Origin of the sequence: Acinetobacter sp. RF14B (genome assembly GCF_006864105.1) — a bacterium.
GTDB lineage: Bacteria > Pseudomonadota > Gammaproteobacteria > Pseudomonadales > Moraxellaceae > Acinetobacter > Acinetobacter lwoffii_C.
This window is the reverse complement of sequence record NZ_SMTB01000048.1, coordinates 1-21,202: the sequence shown is the minus strand read 5'-3', so window position 1 is coordinate 21,202 and position 21,202 is coordinate 1. Positions and strand designations below refer to the sequence as shown.

General features: G+C 41.7%; 16 protein-coding genes and 2 pseudogenes. 7 read left to right on the top strand and 11 right to left on the bottom strand.

Going from position 1 to position 21,202, the window contains the following annotated elements; genetic code table 11:
• Positions 1–643: 643 nt before the first annotated feature.
• Both E2K52_RS08715 and E2K52_RS08710 read right to left on the bottom strand, forming a co-directional pair.
• The gene (locus E2K52_RS08715) at positions 644–1,417 is read right to left on the bottom strand and encodes a glucose 1-dehydrogenase (RefSeq protein ID WP_151204759.1); all 774 of its coding nucleotides are present in this window, start codon (positions 1,415–1,417) and stop codon (positions 644–646) included.
• A gap of 97 nt (positions 1,418–1,514) precedes the next feature.
• Positions 1,515–2,729, bottom strand: coding sequence for an alpha/beta hydrolase family protein (locus E2K52_RS08710; protein WP_413772990.1), 1,215 nt, complete (start codon positions 2,727–2,729; stop codon positions 1,515–1,517).
• A 622-nt stretch (positions 2,730–3,351) separates the two neighbouring features.
• Here E2K52_RS08710 and E2K52_RS08705 point away from each other — a divergent pair.
• Positions 3,352–5,580, top strand: a complete 2,229-nt coding sequence (locus E2K52_RS08705; RefSeq protein ID WP_151204756.1) for a phosphocholine-specific phospholipase C — start codon at positions 3,352–3,354, stop codon at positions 5,578–5,580.
• Between the two features lie 170 nt (positions 5,581–5,750).
• On the opposite strand, the pseudogene E2K52_RS08700 reads toward E2K52_RS08705, so the two are convergent.
• Positions 5,751–6,726, bottom strand: a pseudogene (locus E2K52_RS08700) (IS3 family transposase).
• A gap of 90 nt (positions 6,727–6,816) precedes the next feature.
• Positions 6,817–7,608 carry an rRNA large subunit pseudouridine synthase E gene (locus E2K52_RS08695; RefSeq protein WP_151204755.1) on the bottom strand — a complete coding sequence of 264 codons (792 nt, stop codon included), beginning with the start codon at positions 7,606–7,608 and terminating at the stop codon, positions 6,817–6,819.
• 642 nt (positions 7,609–8,250) lie between these two features.
• On the opposite strand from E2K52_RS08695, the gene E2K52_RS08690 reads away from it, so the two are divergent.
• Positions 8,251–9,336 carry a glycerophosphodiester phosphodiesterase gene (locus E2K52_RS08690; protein ID WP_151204754.1) on the top strand — a complete coding sequence of 362 codons (1,086 nt, stop codon included), beginning with the start codon at positions 8,251–8,253 and terminating at the stop codon, positions 9,334–9,336.
• Positions 9,337–9,643: 307 nt separating this feature from the next.
• Here E2K52_RS08690 and E2K52_RS15060 read toward each other — a convergent pair whose 3' ends face one another.
• Positions 9,644–9,820 (bottom strand): hypothetical protein, encoded by a 177-nt coding sequence (locus E2K52_RS15060; protein WP_153228192.1) that lies wholly within the window; start codon positions 9,818–9,820, stop codon positions 9,644–9,646.
• Between the two features lie 386 nt (positions 9,821–10,206).
• Positions 10,207–10,713, bottom strand: a pseudogene (locus tag E2K52_RS08685) (hypothetical protein).
• Between the two features lie 310 nt (positions 10,714–11,023).
• Between E2K52_RS08685 and icd the strand changes: the two are divergent.
• The 3 genes from icd to E2K52_RS08675 all read left to right on the top strand — a co-directional run bounded on the left by icd (position 11,024) and on the right by E2K52_RS08675 (position 13,413).
• A complete protein-coding gene (gene icd / locus E2K52_RS08680) occupies positions 11,024–12,280 on the top strand; it encodes an NADP-dependent isocitrate dehydrogenase (protein WP_151204753.1) in 1,257 nt (418 codons plus the stop codon).
• Between the two features lie 301 nt (positions 12,281–12,581).
• Positions 12,582–12,713, top strand: a complete 132-nt coding sequence (locus E2K52_RS15585; RefSeq protein WP_264765940.1) for a hypothetical protein — start codon at positions 12,582–12,584, stop codon at positions 12,711–12,713.
• A 178-nt stretch (positions 12,714–12,891) separates the two neighbouring features.
• Positions 12,892–13,413, top strand: coding sequence for a M23 family metallopeptidase (locus tag E2K52_RS08675; RefSeq protein ID WP_151204758.1), 522 nt, complete (start codon positions 12,892–12,894; stop codon positions 13,411–13,413).
• Here the strand turns inward: E2K52_RS08675 and E2K52_RS08670 are convergent.
• Together E2K52_RS08670 and E2K52_RS08665 are read right to left on the bottom strand one after the other, a co-directional pair.
• Positions 13,392–14,603, bottom strand: coding sequence for a YbfB/YjiJ family MFS transporter (locus E2K52_RS08670; protein ID WP_151204752.1), 1,212 nt, complete (start codon positions 14,601–14,603; stop codon positions 13,392–13,394). The genes E2K52_RS08675 and E2K52_RS08670 overlap by 22 nt on opposite strands.
• Before the next feature lie 214 nt (positions 14,604–14,817).
• Positions 14,818–16,053: a pyridoxal phosphate-dependent aminotransferase gene (locus E2K52_RS08665; protein ID WP_151204751.1), complete on the bottom strand. Its 1,236-nt coding sequence runs from the start codon at positions 16,051–16,053 to the stop codon at positions 14,818–14,820.
• A gap of 152 nt (positions 16,054–16,205) precedes the next feature.
• Between E2K52_RS08665 and msrB the strand changes: the two genes are divergently transcribed.
• On the top strand, positions 16,206–16,625 hold the full coding sequence (gene msrB / locus E2K52_RS08660; protein ID WP_151204750.1) for a peptide-methionine (R)-S-oxide reductase MsrB: 420 nt from the start codon (positions 16,206–16,208) through the stop codon (positions 16,623–16,625).
• Positions 16,622–17,098, top strand: a complete 477-nt coding sequence (locus E2K52_RS08655; protein ID WP_151204749.1) for a glutathione peroxidase — start codon at positions 16,622–16,624, stop codon at positions 17,096–17,098. The genes msrB and E2K52_RS08655 overlap by 4 nt, the downstream gene beginning before the upstream one ends.
• A 121-nt stretch (positions 17,099–17,219) precedes the next feature.
• On the opposite strand, the gene dapC is transcribed toward E2K52_RS08655, so the two are convergent.
• From dapC to E2K52_RS15735, 3 genes are all read right to left on the bottom strand, one after another.
• Positions 17,220–18,389 (bottom strand): succinyldiaminopimelate transaminase, encoded by a 1,170-nt coding sequence (gene dapC / locus E2K52_RS08650; protein WP_151204748.1) that lies wholly within the window; start codon positions 18,387–18,389, stop codon positions 17,220–17,222.
• Between the two features lie 22 nt (positions 18,390–18,411).
• Positions 18,412–21,078: a [protein-PII] uridylyltransferase gene (glnD, locus tag E2K52_RS08645; RefSeq protein WP_151204747.1), complete on the bottom strand. Its 2,667-nt coding sequence runs from the start codon at positions 21,076–21,078 to the stop codon at positions 18,412–18,414.
• Between the two features lie 26 nt (positions 21,079–21,104).
• Positions 21,105–21,202, bottom strand: a 98-nt coding sequence (locus E2K52_RS15735) for a hypothetical protein (protein WP_413772991.1), incomplete at its 5' end; no start/stop codon positions are given.

Here is a 21,202-nt window from a genome sequence, read left to right as displayed (position 1 = left end):
ATTACACAGAATAATTCGGTACTATTGAACATCGGGACTAGAGTTGTGGGTTTTGTGTGGTAACTCAACTGATGGCTCTAGTCCTCCTATTTTTCAAGTTAATTTCTTATCCGCGATTCGGGTTAATTATAGTCAGTAATATAAAAGGAAACTTAAAAGCCTGTTTATTTATTAAACAACTATGTTTTTATGAGTCATAATTATCATTTGTATGGGCTGATTTTAACCAATATTAAAGAAAATACTTTATCCAATAGATAGACAATAAAGTCCAACTTATTGCTATGCATTAAAAATAGAGAAAATTTTTAAACTACCGCTCTTCTAAAAAGTTATCTCTAGCGGATTAATCAGCATCACCTAAAGCTGTATTAGAACGTGATTAAGTTTCCCTGAAATTAACCTAATACCAATTATATTAAGCTGCACAATATATTTTATGTTATTAATTCTTATATGTTTTTTAAGTTAAAATCCTAGACACTGGTCTAGGATTTTCTTATTTCATATACACCCATTATATTAAATGGAGGTAGATTCAGTTGAGATCTATGTAGCAGCTTTAGGCCTGTTACTATGCCGGCAAATACAGATAGCACATCCTATTCAACTTAAAATAATTTTAGGTTTTAGATCGCACTCTTTAATCCAGTGTTTGTACACCACCACCATTTACAAATAAGGTTTGGCCAGAAACCCATGATGAAAGAGGTGAGGCAAAGAATAATACAGCTCTCGCGATATCTTCTGGCTCACCTAATCGTTGTAATGGGGTATGGGAAAGCATTCTTTTTTCAATGTCAGGTTGCAGTACTTTTTCTAATGCTGCGGTACGAATCGCTCCAGGCCCTACCGCATTAATACGTATATTCGGACCAAAATCATGGGCTAAATTAGCGACCATATGGTTTAAAGCAGCTTTTGATGATGCATATCCGCTCATAGCAGGGCTTTTGTTAATTGAACTCATAGAGCTGATATTTATTATTGAACCATAGCCAGCTTTATTCATATGCGGTGCGACGAGTTGACACAATCGCCAAGCAGCAAACACATTAAGCTGAAAATCACGCTCTATAGTATCTACGCTAATTTGATCAGGAGATTCACGGCCACCGCCGCCGCCTCCCGCATTGTTCACCAAGATGTGAATATGACCAAAGGTTTCGATTGTTTTATTCACTGCATTGACCAATTGATCATCTTGCAGAATATTACATGCAACATATTGTATGTTGCGTCCGGTCAGCTGCTTGATTTCTTCTGCTGTATGTTTAGCTGCTTCTAAATTTAAATCGGCAATCATAACGTCCGAGCCTGCTTGTGCAAGAATGAGAGCGCTGGCTTTCCCAATACCTGCTGCACCGCCTGTTACAAGTGCTATTTTATTCGTCAGTGATAATAAACTTTGTGGCATCATTTTGATTTATTCCCATATGTATATTAAGACTCGAAATATTTAATTCTTCTACGGCAGAGTTTTATTTTGAGTTCAAAATCCTAAATCTACCGCATCATTTTGAATTGCAGGTATTTACAATTTTCCCTTGTTCAACTGAATTGATAAAGCTTCCAATCAGGAGTTCACTTTGTCTTAAAGAGTCACGATGATCTCCATTTTTGATTAGGTGAAAGGAAATAGGTCTTTGCTTCTTACATACTTGCTGATAGTAAGCATAAGTACCACGGTAATCTACCAGCTGATCTTTATCACCTTGTACAATGAGCGTTGGCACAATAGGTGTCATATTCTCAATAGACTGTTTTTTTAAATAATTTGTCAAAGGTGCCAAATTTGCATTTGGTTTAAAAACTGTTTGAGGTGCTGCCTTTAGCTCAGATTGTAATTCTGACAAACAGCGATTACGTGCATAATTTAGAACTTTAGTCATGTCTGAGCTAACTAAATTTGCTGGAGCCAGGCTAGGATCTGCGGCTTCTGCTCCCAAAAGCACAATTGGAAAAAATGCGGCCACACCGGTTTCAATTGGAGTATGGGTTGTTACGTATTCAGCGATTCCTTGGTATTGATAGCCACCTGGTGCGAGTGCAATGGCACCTTTTAAATTGAGCTCAGGTGCATCTTTTCGGCCATCAGTAGCCACCTTAAGGGAAGCTGCACCTCCTTGACTATGACCCATAACATACCAGTCTTTACTAAATTTATAAGGTTTTAAAAGGTGGGCTGCCCGGACAGCATCAACGACAGTGTATAACTGACTTTGTGCATTCATATAGGGATGTCCACCGGGGGTACCTAAACCCTGATAATCAGGGGCGACGACTGCATATCCGCGAGCAAGCCAGGCATTTAGTGCTTTAGCAGCAATTTGTTGATAAGGATGAACTGGACCGTCGGCATAATCTCCTGAAGGCGCACAAGTGTCTGCTACACCAGTTGTGCCATGAGCCCAAGCAAGAACAGGCCAACCTCCTTGGGGTACTTTACCTTTAGGGAGTAAGAGATATCCTGAAGTTACAATTGGTTCAGACTGTACTCCACGACTACGGTAAGTGATCAAGAACCGCTGTGAAGCATTGGTAAATAGATCGATATTCTCTTCTTTTATCGATAGGATTGTTCCTGGTGTTCTACTGGAGATATTCGACGTTTGGACTTTATCATTATTGGGAAAGACAGGAGAGGCTATTGCATATGTGGAGTTGAAGCAAAGGCAGCTTACGACCAATTTTAGAATGGGATATTTAATTTTCATTACTGGTACCATCTTTATAATGTCATTCTTAATGTATCAGCTTTATCCTGCTTTCTAAATAAAGTATTAAAAATTCGGTATGAACCTAAGTTTTATAGTGATACTTGAAGCTTCTTTTATTATGTCACTTTCACAAAGATTATAAAGTTTTCCTAAAATTAACCTAATACACGTTATATGAAGCTTAAAAATTAAGTCTACGAACTTGATTTTTATGTATTTTTTAAGTTTAAAGCCTAGGTTGTGGTCTAGGCCTTTCTATTTTGTATAACAGCCATTATATTAAATGGATGATAATTATATGTAACCTTATATATTTTCTTATATTTTTTACTTTCCATTTTAAGGTTACAAGAAAAAGCAATCATGTTGATGTGAATCATATATCTGTGAAGTCATATTAGATATTACACCCTATTGTCATATCACTTATCTAAGGTATTAGCTTCTTTTCTATGGATAAAGCAAATGCTGAAAAAATTAAAGGGCAGTTTTAAGCCAACATATTTTCTGCCAATTTTACTCCTACTCACTGCCTGCAATGATTCAAATGATGATCAGTCTATAACTCCACCTGATAACTCCAAAGAACCATTAATACGTTGTGCACCATAAAAGTAAAAAGGGAAATACTGTGATTAATCGTCGTCAATTTTTAGTAAATACGCTTAAGACAAGTTTTGGTGCTGCTGCCTTATCTACATTTCCAGCCAGTATCCAAAAAGCATTAGCTATTCCTGCAAATAATAAAACAGGAACAATCCAGGATGTTGAGCATGTCGTTATTTTAATGCAAGAAAACCGCTCATTTGACCATTATTTTGGAACATTAAAAGGGGTTCGCGGTTTTGCAGATCGTTTCACTATTCCTTTACAAAATGGGCGTAATGTTTGGCAACAACAACGTCGTGATGGTTCATTATTAACGCCCTTTCATTTAGATGGATCAATGAATAATGCGCAACGCGCACCTGGTACGAATCATACGTGGATAGATAGCCAAAAAGCTTGGGACAATGGCCGAATGACCAATTGGCCAACGTATAAAACTGATTATGCAATGGGTTATTTTAAAGAACAGGAAATCCCTTATCAGTTTGCTTTAGCTAATGCCTTTACCATTTGTGATGCATATCATTGTTCGATGCATACAGGTACAGATGCCAATCGTTCATTTCATTTAACAGGTACTAATGGAGCAGTACCGACTGGTACGGCTTTTGTTAATAATGAATGGGATTGGATTGATGGCGACCCCAAAAATGTTGATATCGGCTACACATGGAAAACTTATGCTGAACGTTTAGAAGAAGCTGGTATTAATTGGATTTGTTATCAAAATATGCCTGATGAATGGGGCGATAACATGCTAGGGGCGTTTCGTACTTTTAAAAAAGCCAATATTGCTTCAGGTTATCCAGTTTCGAGTGGCGGTGCACCCAATAGCCCATATAATAAGGCAGCACAAACTTTACCTTATAAAGCTTATGATGCGTCAACTGATAATGCTCAAAATCCACTCTATAAAGGCATAGCCAATACTCTACCCGGGAATAACCCTGAAGAGTTTTTAGATGCTTTTAAAAGGGATATAAAAACAGGAAAATTACCTCAAGTTTCCTGGATCAATGCACCATCAATCTATTGTGAGCATCCTGGACCATCAAGCCCAGTACAAGGTGCCTGGTTTATTCAAGAAATTTTGGATGCTCTAACAGCAGTACCAGAGGTTTGGAGTAAAACAGTTTTCTTAATTAATTTTGATGAAAATGATGGTTATTTTGATCATGTTCCATCTCCATCTGCTCCCACGCTTCAAGCAAATAATACATATGCAGGAAAATCAACGCTCAGCGAAGCCGATATGCGACATGAATATTATGTACATGATGCGCCACTGGGGAGTACCAGTCAGCCTAAAAAAGATAATGGCGTGTATGGGCCTGGTCCACGTGTACCATTATTTGTAATTTCACCTTGGAGTCGTGGTGGGATCGTTAATTCTCAAGTATTTGATCATACTTCGGTACTAATGTTTTTAGAAAAGCGTTTTGGTGTAACAGAAAGCAATATCAGCCCTTATCGTCGCGCAATTTGTGGTGACCTCACTTCGGCCTTTAACTTTGAAAATCCAAATGATGATGTGATGCCAGAGTTGAGTGGTAAAAAAACTCGTGAGCAAGCAGATCTGCTCCGCTCAGAACAACAAAAATTACCGAATGTTCCAATTCCAACTCATTTAAAACTCCCACTTCAAACTAGCGGAATTCGGCGTTCTAAAGCATTGCCTTATGAATTACATACCAGTGCCCGTTGTCAAAACGATGGAACAGTTAAGCTCATCTTCTCTAATACAGGTACACAAGGCGCAGTTTTTCATGTCTATGACAAGTTAAACCTTGATACGATTCCGCGTCGGTACATTGTAGAAGCAGGAAAAACACTAGATGATGTCTGGAAGGTACAACAGGATAACCAAGGAATGTACGACCTTTGGGTGCTCGGACCAAACGGCTATCATCGACATTTTCGAGGAGATCTAAACCGCAATAAATACTTAGAAATCAATCCTGAAATACGAGTGTGTTATGACATTAATAATGGCAATGTCTATGTGGATTTGATTAATATTTCGACTAAAGAAATCGATTTTATTTTAACACCTCTTGCTTATCGTACAGATGAGTCTATTAAAATTAATGTTAAAGCTCAACAGACTGTTACTCATTACTGGGATTTGGGAGAAGCATGGCAATGGTATGATTTTGCTGTTACATGTAGTCAAGATAATAAGTTTTATAGACGCTTTGCTGGTCGTGTAGAGATAGGTAAAGACTCTGTTAGCGATCCAGCAATGGTTTAAGAGTTGCCATTATTGAATTTCAATATTCACCTTTTAAGCTTATTCAGTACTATATTTCATAACTGAATAAGCTTTTTTATAATGGTTTTTTTAGCATTAGTTATAAGAGCTAAGACTATGGTTGCTACACTTTAAATATTATCGCTCTAATGGTTTATGTTTTTTTGATCCTAGACAGTATCGTGAGCAATCGATCTCTCTAAATTCTTAAAATATTTCTGCTTAAAGGCTTAACCGACCATTTGCAGAATGCCTTCTGACCCGATTGTAATAGACTTTAATATAGTCAAACAAGACAGCTTTTGCCTCTTTTCGAGTGGTCAACACATTGCCATGTAGCACATGGGCTTTTAAATGGGTGAAAGAAGCTTTTGCATAATTAAACACATCACACACCAATTGACGGTCTATTCGATGGCTGGTTTGCCAACCGACAATAGGACGGCTAAACAGATCCAGCCTCCCACATCAATACAGCTAACAAGGTTTGGATAAGGGATATAGCTAATATCTGTTGTCCTGAGACGCATTGCTTCGCTGAGTGACTGTAAATTGGCGTGTAGGCAAACGATGGTTCGAATCAGTTGTATGCTTGCATTTACCTGCAATCCTGCTACGTAAACCAAGCTTTTTCTAGCATCCTTCGAACGGTACGTTCGCTCTGCCATAATCTAAATCATGTATGTCATATACCAATAAAAGTGCACCACTCGTGCAGCTTGCTGCCAATATACGGCTTTTAAGCGCTGTATCGGCCTGGCGTTTGCGCCAGGCATAATAGCCTGAAGTGCTGATACCTAACATTTACAGGCAGAAGATACCGTGACTTCATTCACATTCAGATCTTGCATTACCGTGTACTTTTCTTGGCATGATCTGTCAGAAAGTACACACGCGCTTTTTGAAGATGCTATTGGCTTCCTTGAGCTGTTTGACTTCTTTCTTTAATTCCAAACTCCGCTGCTCTTCTGGTTCAAGTTGACGTTTACTTGAACCCGTTGGATTAGTTTCACTAATCCCTTTGTCTAAGCTTGAATAACCCACACCTGATTTTTGGGCGATTGCAGCGATGGGCTCGTGTGAGTTTGAAAGAGCATAATCAAGTGCTTGCTGTTTAAAGTCAGGACTTGAGCAGCACTGCTGCACAAGATAGCCCTCAATATGTCTCCAAAGATTAAAGTTAGGTTATCTTTAGAGGCAGGAGCTGTCTATTATTTTGGCCAGGAGCATTAAATATTAACGACCATTTCGTCCACGACCACGTGATTTGGTATTTGGACGGGTAGTACCATTGGTCTTGCGACGAGGCTTTTCACTTTCTTCCATTTGCCAGATACGTGGGGTACCCGTTTTTTTCTTGGCTGCCCCAGCTTTACTGGCATTTTTATGCATAGGTTTGCCGCCGCTGCCGCCCGGTTTCTTCACATAAGAACGTGAACGATAAGGTTCTTGTGCAGGCACATCTTTAAAGTCTGGATACAGCAGCGGTTCGATTTCTTTGGTTTCACCCGGTTGTAGGCCCATCTGTACCAGATCAATTGAACCGATTTTAGTACGAATCAGGCGCAGCGTTGGAAAGCCAACAGCAGCGGTCATACGACGAACCTGGCGGTTACGGCCTTCACAAATCGAAACTTCCACCCACGACGTCGGCACTGAAGCGCGATAACGTACTGGAGGATTACGCTCCCATAACCATTCCGGTTCAGCGACTTTAATCGCCTGTGCTGGCAAAGTCACTCCATCATTCAGCTCGACACCTTTACGAAGCTGCTCTAGCGCTTCTTCGGTCATCTCACCATCGACCTGAACCAGATAGGTCTTGAATTTTTTATTCGCCGGGTTGGTAATAAACTGGTTCAAGCCGCCATGATCGGTCAGGAACATCAGACCTTCCGAATCCATATCTAGACGGCCTGCGATGCGTAAATCCGGATCATCAATGAAATCCGCCATGGTCTGATGTTTTTCATCAGCGCGGAATTGGGAGAGGACGTCATAAGGTTTGTTTAGAATGACAATTTTCACTGTAACCTACTAAAAAATATAAGATAATTTTATTGTGGTTTTAATCTTACCCGTTTGGTTACCCGCTTTGGGAGAAGTAGGGGTAAAAGTTGGTAAATAAAAGCCCACTATGTGTGGGCTATCATAGCAGATTCTGTTTTATGTTCTTCAACTTTATTCTTGACGTACGATGGCTACCAGCACACGTCTTTTTCGGACAAATTGGTTGCTGAAGGTCGCCAGAATTTACTAGCGCATAAAATTTATCCTTTTCAATAGCCAGTAACTGCATAAACTCTTTCGCTCGGATTCCACCAGCACTTTCCAACATGACACCTCTTCAACCTTTGTTGAAATCGTTGTGGTGCTATTGCTTCAATCGAAGATATGGTGGAAATCATTCTTTTAAGTATGCGTAATGAGATAGTTTTTATGCTGATATTTACCGTGAAAACTTGAGAAAAGCTGAATTGACAGAAAAGCTTTATATAAGACACTACTATTTGTAGAGTGGTCGTTCTATACAAAATTGACCCGGTGTTAAAAAGCTCATCAAATGATGGGCTTTTTATTATTCAACACTATGAAATTATAGCGTTCTAATCATCTTGTAATATGCATGACTTAATCTTGCTGCTTCTTAAAAAAATATGAAGCTTTAATATGAGTAAGTCACTTTTAGCAATTTTAATCGGTTCAGTACTTTTTTTATCAGGGTGTGATAATGAAAATGATGATATCCAAGTATCAAATCCTGATTCAGAAGAAAAACATTTGTTCTTTAAAGACAGGGACTTTGATCTTCAGGCACATAGAGGAGGATTAGGTTTAAGAACAGAGAGTAGTATTGCCTCATTTAGCAATGCGCTTGAAATGGGAGTAACTACATTAGAATTAGATACACAAGTTACTAAAGATGGAAAAGTAGTAGTAACACATGATCGTCAAATTTCTAAAAATAAGTGTCTAGATACAGGCCCTGCTTTTGTGGGGGATCTAGATTACCCGTATGTTGGAAAATATATAAAAGACTTAACTTTAGAGCAGATTAAAACAATGGATTGTGGTTCTTTGCGCTTAAAAGACTACCCACAGCAGCTGACTAGCCCTGGTGCTAAAATGCTAACTCTTAAAGAATTTTTTACTTTAGTTAAAAAATATAAATCAGAAAATGTCTTAATGAATATTGAGACCAAGATAGAGGCCGGAGCGCCAGAGCAAACTGCACCGCGCGAGCAATTCGTTAAAGCTGTTTTAGAGGAAGTGAAAAAATCAGGATTTGAAAATCAGATTACAATTCAGAGTTTTGATTGGGGAGCTTTAATGCTTGTGAAAGAGCTAAATCCTAAATTACCGATTATTGCTTTAACAAATGGACAGCAGTTTTTACAAGTAGGTCAACCAGGTAAATCCCCTTGGTTAGGTGGGTTAGATATTGATGATTTTAATGGTGACTTAATAGCAGCGGTTAAGTCCTTTGGTGCAGATGCTGTTTCACCCGTACATGGTAATCCACAGAATGGAAAAATAGGCGATTTTAACTATGTGCCATATACGACTAAAGAAATGGTGGAAAAAGCACATCAAAATAATTTAAAAGTTATTCCGTGGACTGTATCTGATATTGAAACTATAAATCATTTGATCGGTATTGGTGTGGATGGTGTTATTACCGATTTGCCAGATGTAGCCAGAAAAGCAATGTCTGAAAATAGAATGGATTTACCTGATCCGATTTATAAAAAATAAGCTGCAGCATTCATTATTTTTAAAACCTCCTGCGGGAGGTTTTATAGAATCAGTTTCAATAAAGCTATTAATTCTGGTTTTGCCTATTTGGCTTGCATAGTATGCCTGAAATTGAGTCCACAGTTAATGATGAAAAAATTAAAGTGTGTCGGGATTATTTGAGAGACATTTAATAATTCGCAGAAAGTATGGCGCTGTGCAAACCTGTAATTTGCTCTGCTTAGGTCTATGCCAAAGTGTTTTGGATAAAATAAAAAAACCCACTAAATATGTGGGTTCTTTAGGTTTGTGCAGACCTAGATTAAAATTATTTTGTTGCTTCTTGAGTTGCAGCACTTTCGTTGGTTGTAGCTTCAGAAGCGCTAGCTTCTTGAGTCGCGACTTCTGATGCAGGAGCTTCAGTAGGTTGAGCTTCAGCAGCAACAGCAATTGCACAGTTAGTAGAAATTAAAGTAGCTAAAGCGATTTTAGATAAAGTATTCATGTATTTACTCTTACATTAGACAAAAAAATAAGACTAAACCTTAATGAAGAAATTACTTGGAGGATGTTATTGTTTGTCTTGGTTCTGTAAGAAAACCAAATGAAAAGTAACACAAAATTCTATCCAGTCGTCAAATTTAATAATTTAAGTGAACTCATCTGGAAAATCCGAAGACAAATCTTCGGGGGTTAGTCGTATAGTTTTATATTTTTCGCCAGACAGATTAAAGCATACAAAACCCTGCTAAATATGCATTATTGGCAGGGGATTTTTTTATCGGCAGCGGATAAGAATTAATGGGCAATTTCAAAATTGTGAGTATTTTATACAATTAAAATTGGCTCTGTTGCATAAAGATTTAGAAGTCAGAGTTACCCCCAAGCGACTCAAATCCAAGGCACAATGTGGGTATGAGATTGACCTAATTTTGTGAATCTGTTGAGAACTGCTAAACGTGTGTGAATTTTATCCACCTGATCAGGAAAGTTTCTAGCCCTTAATTTATCGCTCAATAGTTGGATGCAATGCAGCTTAGTTTCGACCAAGCTGCGGTGATGATACGCAGACTACTTTTCCCCATCGCTCTTCCTAGACATTTGATGATTTTCAATAATTCATTTCTCTCTTAAGATTCAATTTTTTTTGTCTTTCTAAGGCTTTACATTTTTTCTTGGAGGAATCATGACATGTGCTGAACGATCTGAATCAATTGTCTACAGTATTGAAGTGCTGTATCAGCATAGGTTGGATTTTGCCCGTGTTTACCTTATGGCTAGGCCATATCCTTGAGTCTTAGGATCAAACCAGATGGAGAGATTGCCTGGCTTAATTAAAGCTTGGTTATAGGAAGAGCAATGGGCGGTGCAATAGATTGTAGATACTGGCTTCTTGATTGTGAAATGATCGTGTTGAAGATGCCTTTAAGAGCAGCGGTATGTAACAAAGCCAGGTGGCTCTCACAGACTAATATTGATTAAGACAGAATCTGATATTCAATGACGATTTTTATAGGAAATGGCTTCTGTAATTACATAAAACTGCAAAACATTGCGTTTTATTTAACCGGGAAATGTGGCTATTGCCTGTATAAATCTCGAACAGTTTAAAATACGATTAGAATATGAGGCGTGAAGAAAAGTTGAACGTATTGTCTATTTGGCAAATATTTTGAAATTCGCCAGCTACAAAGGGAGAACTTGTACAATGGGTTATCAAAAAATCGTGGTGCCTGCGGATGGGAATAAAATAACCGTCAATGCAGACCTCTCATTAAATGTACCCAATAATTCTATCATTCCTTTTATTGAGGGGGACGGTATTGGTGTAGATATTACCCCGACCATGCAAAAAGTGGTAGATGCTGCCATTTTAAAAGCTTATCGAGGCAAGCGTTCCATTGAGTGGATGGAGGTTTATTGCGGTGAAAAGGCCAACAAGATTTATGGCACCTATATGCCGGAAGAAACCTTCGAAGCGCTACGTGATTATGTAATCTCCATCAAAGGCCCGCTGACTACCCCTGTGGGTGGCGGGATTCGCTCCTTGAATGTTGCATTACGTCAGGAATTAGACCTGTATGTCTGTGTGCGCCCGGTACGCTGGTTTGAAGGCGTACCTTCTCCTGTACAAAATCCTGAATTGACCGATATGGTTATTTTCCGGGAAAACTCCGAAGATATTTATGCGGGTATTGAATGGAAGGCGGACTCACCAGAAGCTAAAAAAGTCATCAAGTTTTTAAAAGAAGAAATGGGCGTGACCAAAATCCGCTTTGAGGAAAATTGCGGAATTGGCATTAAACCGGTATCTAAAGAGGGGACGCAGCGTCTGGTGCGTAAGGCCATCCAGTTTGCAATTGACAATAACAAGCCAAGTGTAACGCTGGTGCACAAAGGCAATATCATGAAATATACCGAAGGGGCGTTTAAGGATTGGGGCTATGAAGTCGCGCTGGAGCGCTTTGGCGGTGAACTGCTCGACGGCGGCCCATGGGTAAAAATTAAAAATCCTAAAACAGGTAAAGACATTATTATTAAAGATGTGATTGCAGATGCTTTCCTGCAGCAGATTCTGATGCGTCCTGCTGATTATTCCGTAATTGCGACCTTGAACCTGAATGGGGACTATATTTCCGATGCGCTTGCAGCCGAGGTGGGTGGTATCGGTATTGCTCCAGGTGCCAATATTGGCGGTTCGATTGCGGTCTATGAAGCCACGCATGGTACAGCACCTAAATATGCCGGACAGGATAAGGTGAACCCGGGGTCAATCATCCTTTCCGCCGAAATGATGCTCCGTGATATGGGCTGGACTGAGGCAGCCGATCTGATCATCAAGGGAGTTTCTGGTGCGATTGCCGATAAAACTGTGACTTATGATTTTGAACGCCTCATGCCAGATGCTACCTTATTGCGCTGTTCCGAATTTGGTGATGCCATTATTGACAATATGGATGAATAGGGCGCGGCGTACTGTCCTGAAAAACCCGTATTTAATGCGGGTTTTTTATAAAAAGAAACTGGAAAATTTAAGTAAATTAAGTTTAAAAAAACAAACAAAAGTTAAAACAGGTATCAGCATGAAGTTTTATGTAAAATTTGTAAAAAACTAAAAAAGTACCCACATAATTTCAAGCGTTTAATGGAAGTCATTTTACATTGACGTGTTTAGATACAGCTTGGTGATTGGCTTATTTCATATAAACGTTAGAGTGATGAATGAACTTCCAGTGATAGAGATCTTCTCCAAAGGAGTGTAACTTATGGCAAAAACTAAGGCTAAACATCGTCAAGTCCAGCAAAAGGACAAAAAAGATAATATTCAGAATGACGAACAACAGCAACAGCAACAGCAACAACCTTCCAAGCCATCTCGTGCGAAAAAGCGTAAATAGATTTCTCTCAACCCTCATTTAAACAACAAAGCCCTCTTGTGAGGGCTTTGTTTTAGTCTTTTGCTTATAAGAATCATCACTCAAAATAACAGACCCGAATATATTGAGACTTTTACTTAAGAGGGGAAACGGAAAACTTGGTATATAAGTAGGAGTGAAAATTATAAAAACCATTATTATGCTATTCAGTTTGGCGGTGCTTTTAATGGCCTGTCAGCCACCCCCTTCAGGTGAGGCTGGAAGCTGGAAGACGCCTTATCTCTATTGGCAGTTGCAGAAAGCGGAACTGGTCGGACCGCTGACCATGCCAGTACAAGGCATTCAACCCGGCCAGATTCAGGATACCTGGGGTGCTGCGCGCAGTGAAGGACGTAAACACCAGGGAATTGATATTTTTGCCAGACGTGGAACAGCTGTACTGAGTACAACTCAAGGGATTGTTCGCCGTGTGGGAACCAATTCATTGGGTGGAAAAGTCATCTGGATAACTGGGCCGAATTTAAGCCAGCATTATTATGCCCATCTGGAAGATTATGCTGCACATATTCAGGAGGGTGACTGGGTAGAAGCCGGGGAAGTCATTGCTTATGTGGGTAATACGGGCAATGCCAAAAACACTCCACCGCATTTGCATTATGGTATTTACTTTAGCAAGCAAGGCGCCACTAATCCTTATCCCTATTTGCTACCTTCTTCCTGAGCGGCAAGAGAGCGGGTGGATTCATGAGACTTGAGTCGGGCGGGGTGTGTACACCAGAATAATTGGAGTGCTCCCAACAAAAGCACACACGCAGCCAATACAAATTGCTGATAATAGCTTAAGCCTAAATATTGCAAAGCACTAAAACTAAGGCCACCAATTAGTTGAACAGCAGCAAAACATAGGGTGGCGATACTCCAGAGCTTTTTATAAGCCAGTCCGTACAGCTGTAAAATGGTATAAGAAGTCAAAAACACCACCGCCGGGTTAAGCAGGCCGGTAAAAAAAGAAGAGCCGAAAGTGAGCAGAGAACTCTGTTTTGCTGTTGCCAGTAATATAGCGACAATATACAAGCTGTAAAGAATTTTCAGGGCGCTAAAGTTACCGAATTTTCTCGCCAGTGCATAGGCCGTTAAGGCACCTAATGCACTTCCTAGGCCATATAAAATCCAGTTAAAGTTAATCCAGAATAAACTGAGTTCGAGCTGATGGCTTAAGTAATCAACCCAGAAAAGTGAATGCGGAATATAGGCAAACGCACTACAGGCGTAAACGGTCAATAAGCTATAAAAAACTGAATTTAGAGAATTTTTGGGTAAATTGGTGGCTGCTTGTGTGGACAAATAGGGTTTAAACTGTTGGAGCAATAAACTTAAACATAAACAAATAAACAAGGCAAAACCGCATAAGATGAGCCAGGCAGTCTGGATAGACATCTGATCCAGATAAGGCAGGAACAGGGTGGCGACTAGCACACCTAGGCCAATTCCGCTAAATCCAATAAAGTTGATTTTCAGCCGATCCTGAAGGTCGCAACACTGCGCCACCACACTCGGCGATAAGATCATCAAGAGTCCACCACTGATTCCGGAAATGACACGCCAAGAGATATACCAAATCTCGGAAAATCCTGAAAAAGCACAGCATAGTAAACTGAACACGCCTGCAATGGCTGCCATTTGAATATAATGAGCCATGCTCCGGTCTTGCGGCAGCCGCATGGCTGTAAACGCCCCGATCAGGTAACCGAGCAAATTGGCACTGCCCAGCAGGCTGGCAAAATTTGTCGTCCAGGCAAATGCTTCTCGGGTGCCAGGCAAAAGTGCCGTATAAGAAAAGCGCAGGATACCAATGCCGAGGCACATGCTCAGGCAGAGAAACAGACTGAGTTTGATTGTATTTGAGGACATCCATGTGCTCATCAAATTATAATATTTGATTAAAAAATAGCATGAATAGTCGGGTTTGTGGCAAAAATCACCGTTTAAGGAACCCATGGGTTCAGTAAATGGCCTCTAGAGAGGCCAGTTTTAAAGAGTTCAGCCACGGTACACACTGGAAATTTGCTGCAGATATAAAAAAACCACATAGATATATGCGGTTTTTTTATTGGGCTCTGGAAAATTAACGCATTTTTGCGAAGAAACGGCCCAAGCGGGTGATGGCTTCACGCAGTTCATTTTCAGCTGGCAGGAAGACGACCCGGAAATGATCTGGGGTTGGCCAGTTAAAGCCCGTACCTTGAACCAGTAAAACTTTCTCGGCACGTAGCAGATCAAGCATCAGTTTTTCATCATCTTCGACTGGGTAGACATTTGGATCAAGTTTCGGGAAGCAGTACATTGCACCTTCAGGTTTGACACAGGAGATACCTGGAATCTCGTTCAGCATTTCCCAGGCAATATTGCGCTGCTCATATAAACGTCCGCCTGGACGGATCAGGTCATTAATTGATTGATAGCCGCCGAGCGCCGTTTGAATTGCATATTGTGCCTGATGGTTGGCACAAAGACGCATTGAGGCCAGCATGTCCAGACCTTCGATATAATCCATGGCACGTGATCTGTCGCCCGTGATTGCCATCCAGCCAGAACGGTAACCTGCAATACGGTAGGCCTTGGATAAACCGTTAAACGAGATACATAGCTGGTCACCGGCCAGAGCCGCGACAGAAACATGCTCAATCCCGTCATAAATGATTTTGTCGTAAATTTCGTCAGCAAACAGGATCAGGTCATATTTTTTAGCCAGATCGACAATTTGTTGCAGCACATGGCGCGGATAAACTGAACCGGTCGGGTTATTCGGGTTAATAATCACGATACCACGGGTATTTGGCGTGATTTTACTTTCCATATCCGCAATATCCGGATACCAGTGATTTTCTTCATCACATTTATAATGGATGGCTGTACCGCCAGACAGATTGACTGCCGCAGTCCAGAGCGGATAATCCGGCATCGGAATCAGCATTTCATCGCCATCATCCAGCAGGCCTTGCATGGCCATTACAATCAGCTCGGAAACACCATTACCGACATACACATCATTAACGTGCATATCCAGAATGCCTTTCTGCTGATAATACTGGCAAATGGCCTTACGTGCCGGGAAAATCCCTTTAGAGTCGGTATAACCGACTGCATTTGGCAGATTGAGCGCAACATCATTAATAATTTCCTGAGGTGCTTCAAAGCCAAAGGGGGCGGGGTTGCCAATATTTAACTTGATAATTTTATGTCCGGCTTCTTCCATTTCATTGGCCGCTCGTAACACAGGTCCGCGAATGTCGTAGCAAACATGCTCGAGCTTAGATGATTTTTTGATTTCGCGAGGGGTTGTGTTAGCAATGCCGGACATAATTCCATCCAATTAATTTAGAGTTTAAAACTATAGATTACGCAAATGTCACAATCTATGCTGAAATTTCGCTAGAATTTTTTTCATCTCTAGCGTAAATATGGAAGTACTGAAGCATGACATTGAATGTCAAAGATTTAAAGGAGTTAGTGATGGGAAAACTCAATAAAACCGACCGGGAATGGCAAAGAGAGTTATCACCAGAAGAGTTTCGCATTACTCGCGAGAAAGGAACCGAGCCGGCATTTACCGGAAAGTACTGGAATACCAAACAGGATGGCGTGTATGTCTGCCGTTGCTGCGGGACGCCGCTCTTTTCTTCAGAGACAAAATATGACAGCGGCTCTGGTTGGCCAAGTTTCTTTCGTCCGCTGAATAACTCGGCCATTGAAGAAATATCAGATCATTCGCATGGCATGATCAGAACTGAGATTGCCTGTCATCATTGTGACGCACATTTAGGGCATGTTTTTCCAGATGGCCCAGAACCGACGGGTTTACGCTATTGTGTAAACTCAGCCTCTTTAGACTTAAAAACACAAGAAAAAAATGATGAGGAAACCTATCCATGACCAGCATCTATCAGCTTGAAGCTGAATTGTTAGATGGAAAAAATAAAAGCCTTGCAGATTATGAAGGTAAAGTTCTCTTAATCGTGAATACTGCAAGTAAATGCGGTTTTACCCCGCAATTCGCCGGATTAGAAAAACTGTACCAGAAATATAAGGACCAAGGTCTGGAAGTATTGGGTTTTCCGTGTAACCAGTTCGGCGGCCAGGACCCGGGTACGAATGAGCAGATCGGTACATTCTGCCAGAAGAATTACGGAGTATCTTTTCCGATGTTTTCCAAAGTCGATGTAAAAGGTCCGGAAGCTCATGCGATTTTCCGTTATCTGACCAATAATTCTAAAGGCATTCTGGGCAATGGCATTAAATGGAACTTCACTAAATTTCTGATAGGGCGTGATGGCAAAGTATTGAACCGTTTTGCACCCACGACCAAGCCGGAAGATCTGGAAGAAGAGATTCAAAAGGCGTTGTGATTGAAGTGAAATCGAAAGCTAAGGCGTAGGGATTCTGACTACAAATATCTAAACTAAAATAAACCTTCATGAAAAAACCCACTTCTGGCAAGTGGGTTTTATTTTGATTGAGGCACTACAATCAGAGAATCATTTTTAAACGCTGCACCACCTGTTCACACTGGGCAAGGTCAGCAACCAGAGCCAAACGTACATGATTTTCACCCGGATTGCCCGCTGGAGTTTCACGCGACAGATAACGGCCCGGCAGCACCTTGATATGGACTTTTTTCATCAGAGTTTTGGCAAATTCTTCGTCATGATCGACTTTTAGCCAGTAGTAAAAACCGGCATCTGGTTTTTTGAGGGGCAATAAAGTGCCTAGCTCGTTTTGGAACAGGTCAAACTTGGCTCGGTACTGTATGCGGTTTTCTTCCACATGGGTTTCATCATTCCAGGCTGCAATAGAAGCCAGTTGATGCTGGACCGGCATGGCTGCGCCGTGGTAGGTCCGGTACTGTAAATAGGAGTGTAGTAATGCCGCATCACCTGCAATAAAGCCTGAACGTATCCCGGGCAGATTGGAACGCTTAGACAGCGAATGGAAGACCACACAGTTTTTATAATCATCACGGCCAATTTCAGCACAAACTTCCAATAAGCCTGTCGGGGCTTCGTCAAACCAGAGTTCGGAATAACATTCATCTGAGGCAATTACGAAACCGTATTGATCTGAAAGGGCAATCAGCTTTTTAAGCTGTTCTTTGGACAGTACCGCACCTGTCGGATTGCCAGGCGTACAAACAAAGAGTAGGGCAGTTTTTTCCCAGACTGCGGCCGGCACAGCGTCAAAATCACCCAAGTAGTCATTTTCTTCAGTACAGTTAATGAAATAAGGCTGGGCACCTGCCAATAAGGTCGCCCCTTCATAAATCTGGTAGAAGGGATTGGGCATGACCACATAAGGGGCATCTTCCCGGTTAATGAGTGCCTGAACAAAGGAAAAAATTGCTTCACGGGTGCCTGAAACTGGCAAAATATGGCTTTCGGCGCTGACTGTATTCAGCTTGAAACGTCGGCTCAGCCAATTGGCAATACTGGTACGTAACTCGGGTAGCCCCTTGCTATTTGGATAAGTCGAAAGGTGCTGTAAATTATCAATAATTGCTTTTTTTACAAACTCAGGTGCAGGATGTTTGGGTTCGCCAATAGACAGAGGAATCAGAGGCAGATCCGCGGGCTGAATGCCGGCAAAAAGCTGGTTTAACTTTTCAAAGGGATAAGGATGTAATAAAGACAAGCTGGAGTTCATGCGTGTATTCCCGAGCAAAGGGTTAGTGTTGAGCATTGACCTGATGAGACGCCTCATCCAGAGCCGCTTTGAGCGCAGTTGCAAAGCTAAGCGACTCCGCCTGGGTCATCGGAATTCCATCCTTTTTGGTGACGAAGAAAATATCTTCAGCACGTTCGCCTAGGGTGGCAATCTTGGCAGAGTGAATATCCAGGCCACGCATCATAAACAGGCCGCCAATCTTGGCCAGCAGACCCGGCTGATCCAGCGTTGCAATTTCAACCATATTCTGATTCAAGGCCGGGTTTAAAGTAATATCGACCGTATTTTCAATATCAAAATGGCGTAACTGGCGAGGAATACGACGCTGCATCAGGCCCGGATATTCATCTGAATGACTCAAGGCCTCTTTCAGCGCGTCAATGACAGTTGCTTCGCGTTCTGGATCAGTGAGCAGAGTGCCAAAACGGTCCAGCACCACATAGGTATCCAGACTAAATGCTTTGGTTGCAGTAATAATCCGCGCATCCTGCACATCCAGATTCATGCGGTCCAAAATGGCCACAGTGGTGGCAAACAGGTTCGGCTTGTCTTGGGTATAAATGAAGATCTGGACTGCATCTTGTGCATATTTGCGGTGCGCGCGCATTAATACCAAAGGTGCAGGATTGTCCCCATGCTCCAAAATGGCGCGTGTGTGCCAGGCAATCTCATCGGCTGATTCTTTCAGGAAATAATCATCGCCCAGCTCCTGCCAGACGGTTTCTACATCGTAGAGTGAGAAATCATTAACCAAGAGTTCACTGGCTGCAAACTTGGTATCTTCAATCAGCATTCTATAATCGACCGGGCGGCCCAGACCGGACCGAATGACATCACGGGCATGGGTGTATAGCTGACGCATTAAAGAGGCACGCCAGGTATTCCAGAGTTTTGGATTGGTTGCATTGATATCGGCGACGGTGAGGGTGTATAGATAATCCAGATGTTCCATATCTCCCATTTTTTCTGCAAATTCCCGTACTATATCCGGGTCAGAAATGTCTTTTTTCTGTGCAGTAACTGACATGAGCAGATGATTTTGAATCAGCCAGGCAACCAGATTACATTCGCGTTCGGTAAAGCCATGCGTCCGGCAGAACTTGATGGCATCAGCTGCTCCGAGTTCGCTATGGTCACCGCCACGCCCTTTGGCAATGTCATGGAAAATGGCAGCCAGATAGACAATATCGCGGCGGCTGAGACGCTGGAACACAGAGCTGACCACTGGAAAATCTTTGGCAAAACCGGGTTCCTTAAAGCGGTTCAGATTACGCAGTAAGAGCAGAGTATGAGCATCCACGGTATAAATATGGAATAGGTCATATTGCATCAGGCCGGTAATCTGGCCAAAGGCCGGAATATAATTGCCCAGTACGCCATAACGCTTCATCGTTACTAGAGTGTCATACAGGCGATATGGCGAGCGGATAATCGCCATGAAAAGTGCCTGATGAATTGGATTATCGCGAAAACTCTGGTCAATCCGTTTCGCTGCCAGCGTCAGCAGACGCAATGTGCGGGCACGGATACCTTCAATTTCCGGGCGGTTGGCCAGTAAATAAAAAATTTCCAAGATAGCGCTGGGATTTTCTGAAAAAACTTTGTGATGCTGAACGGCAAGCTTGCCATCGACCAGCTTGAAGTTTTCGTTAATTTCTTCAATTTGACGTTCATACTGCGGTAAACGTGGCGTAATCACCGATTCACTAAAGTAAGCCAGCAACATTTCATTCAGGGTAGACACCTGTTGTGCGCTGCGATAATAGCGCTTCATGAACTGTTCAATCGGATAATTCTGATGATGGCCTTCTTCGCGTACATAACCGAATTTGGCCGCAATTTCCCGCTGATAATCAAACAGCAGGCGGTTTTCATCACGTTTGGTCAAACGGTGCAAATGATGGCGGATTTCCCAGAGAAAGCTTTCTGCCTCTTCAAGTACGGCCAGTTCAAATTCTGAAATAAAACCCAGATGCACCAAGTCATAAATACGGTTGACCCGAAAATGCCGTTTGGCAATCCAGCCAATCTGGTTAATATCCCGGATGCCGCCTGGGGCATTTTTGATGTCTGGTTCCAGATTGCTTTCGGTGTCATTGTGCTGAGCATAGCGCTTATGCTGTTCATTGACCTTGGCATCAAAGAAGGTCTTATCCGTCCAAGTCTGTGAAACAATCCGCCGAGGCCATTTAGACAGGTTTTCATTGCCAATAATCAGACGAGCTTCAATCAGGGAGGTGGCCACTGTTAAGTCACTGCTTGCCTGAGTCACACATTCATTAATCGTACGGACACTGATGCCGGGCTTGAAATTACCCACATCCCAAAGAGAGGAAATAAAGGTCGAAATACGCTGTTCCTGTTCAGGGACAATCTTATTTTCGGACAGGATCATGATGTCGACGTCGGAATAAGGCAGCATTTCACGGCGGCCATAACCCCCTACAGCAAACAGGCTGAGCTCCGTCTGATCCAGCCCGGCATGTTTCCAGAGGAACTGCAAGGCTTCATCAATCAGGTTGGAGCGTGCCAGAATGATGTCACGAATCGACTGTCCATTTTCAAAACATTCCTGCAGCTGATTTTCAACATCGCTACGCCACTGGTTAATGGCCTGAATGTCATGGTTGCTTTGAATATAATTCAGCAAAGGTAAGGTATTGATCATGAACAGGGATCCGTTAGTATTTCAGCTTAATTTTGATGAACGCTAATTTGGTCGGCAGTCTGTTGGGCCAGTTCGCGTGCCTGGTCAATGGTTTCTGCGCGTGCAGTCGCCACACCCATACGAC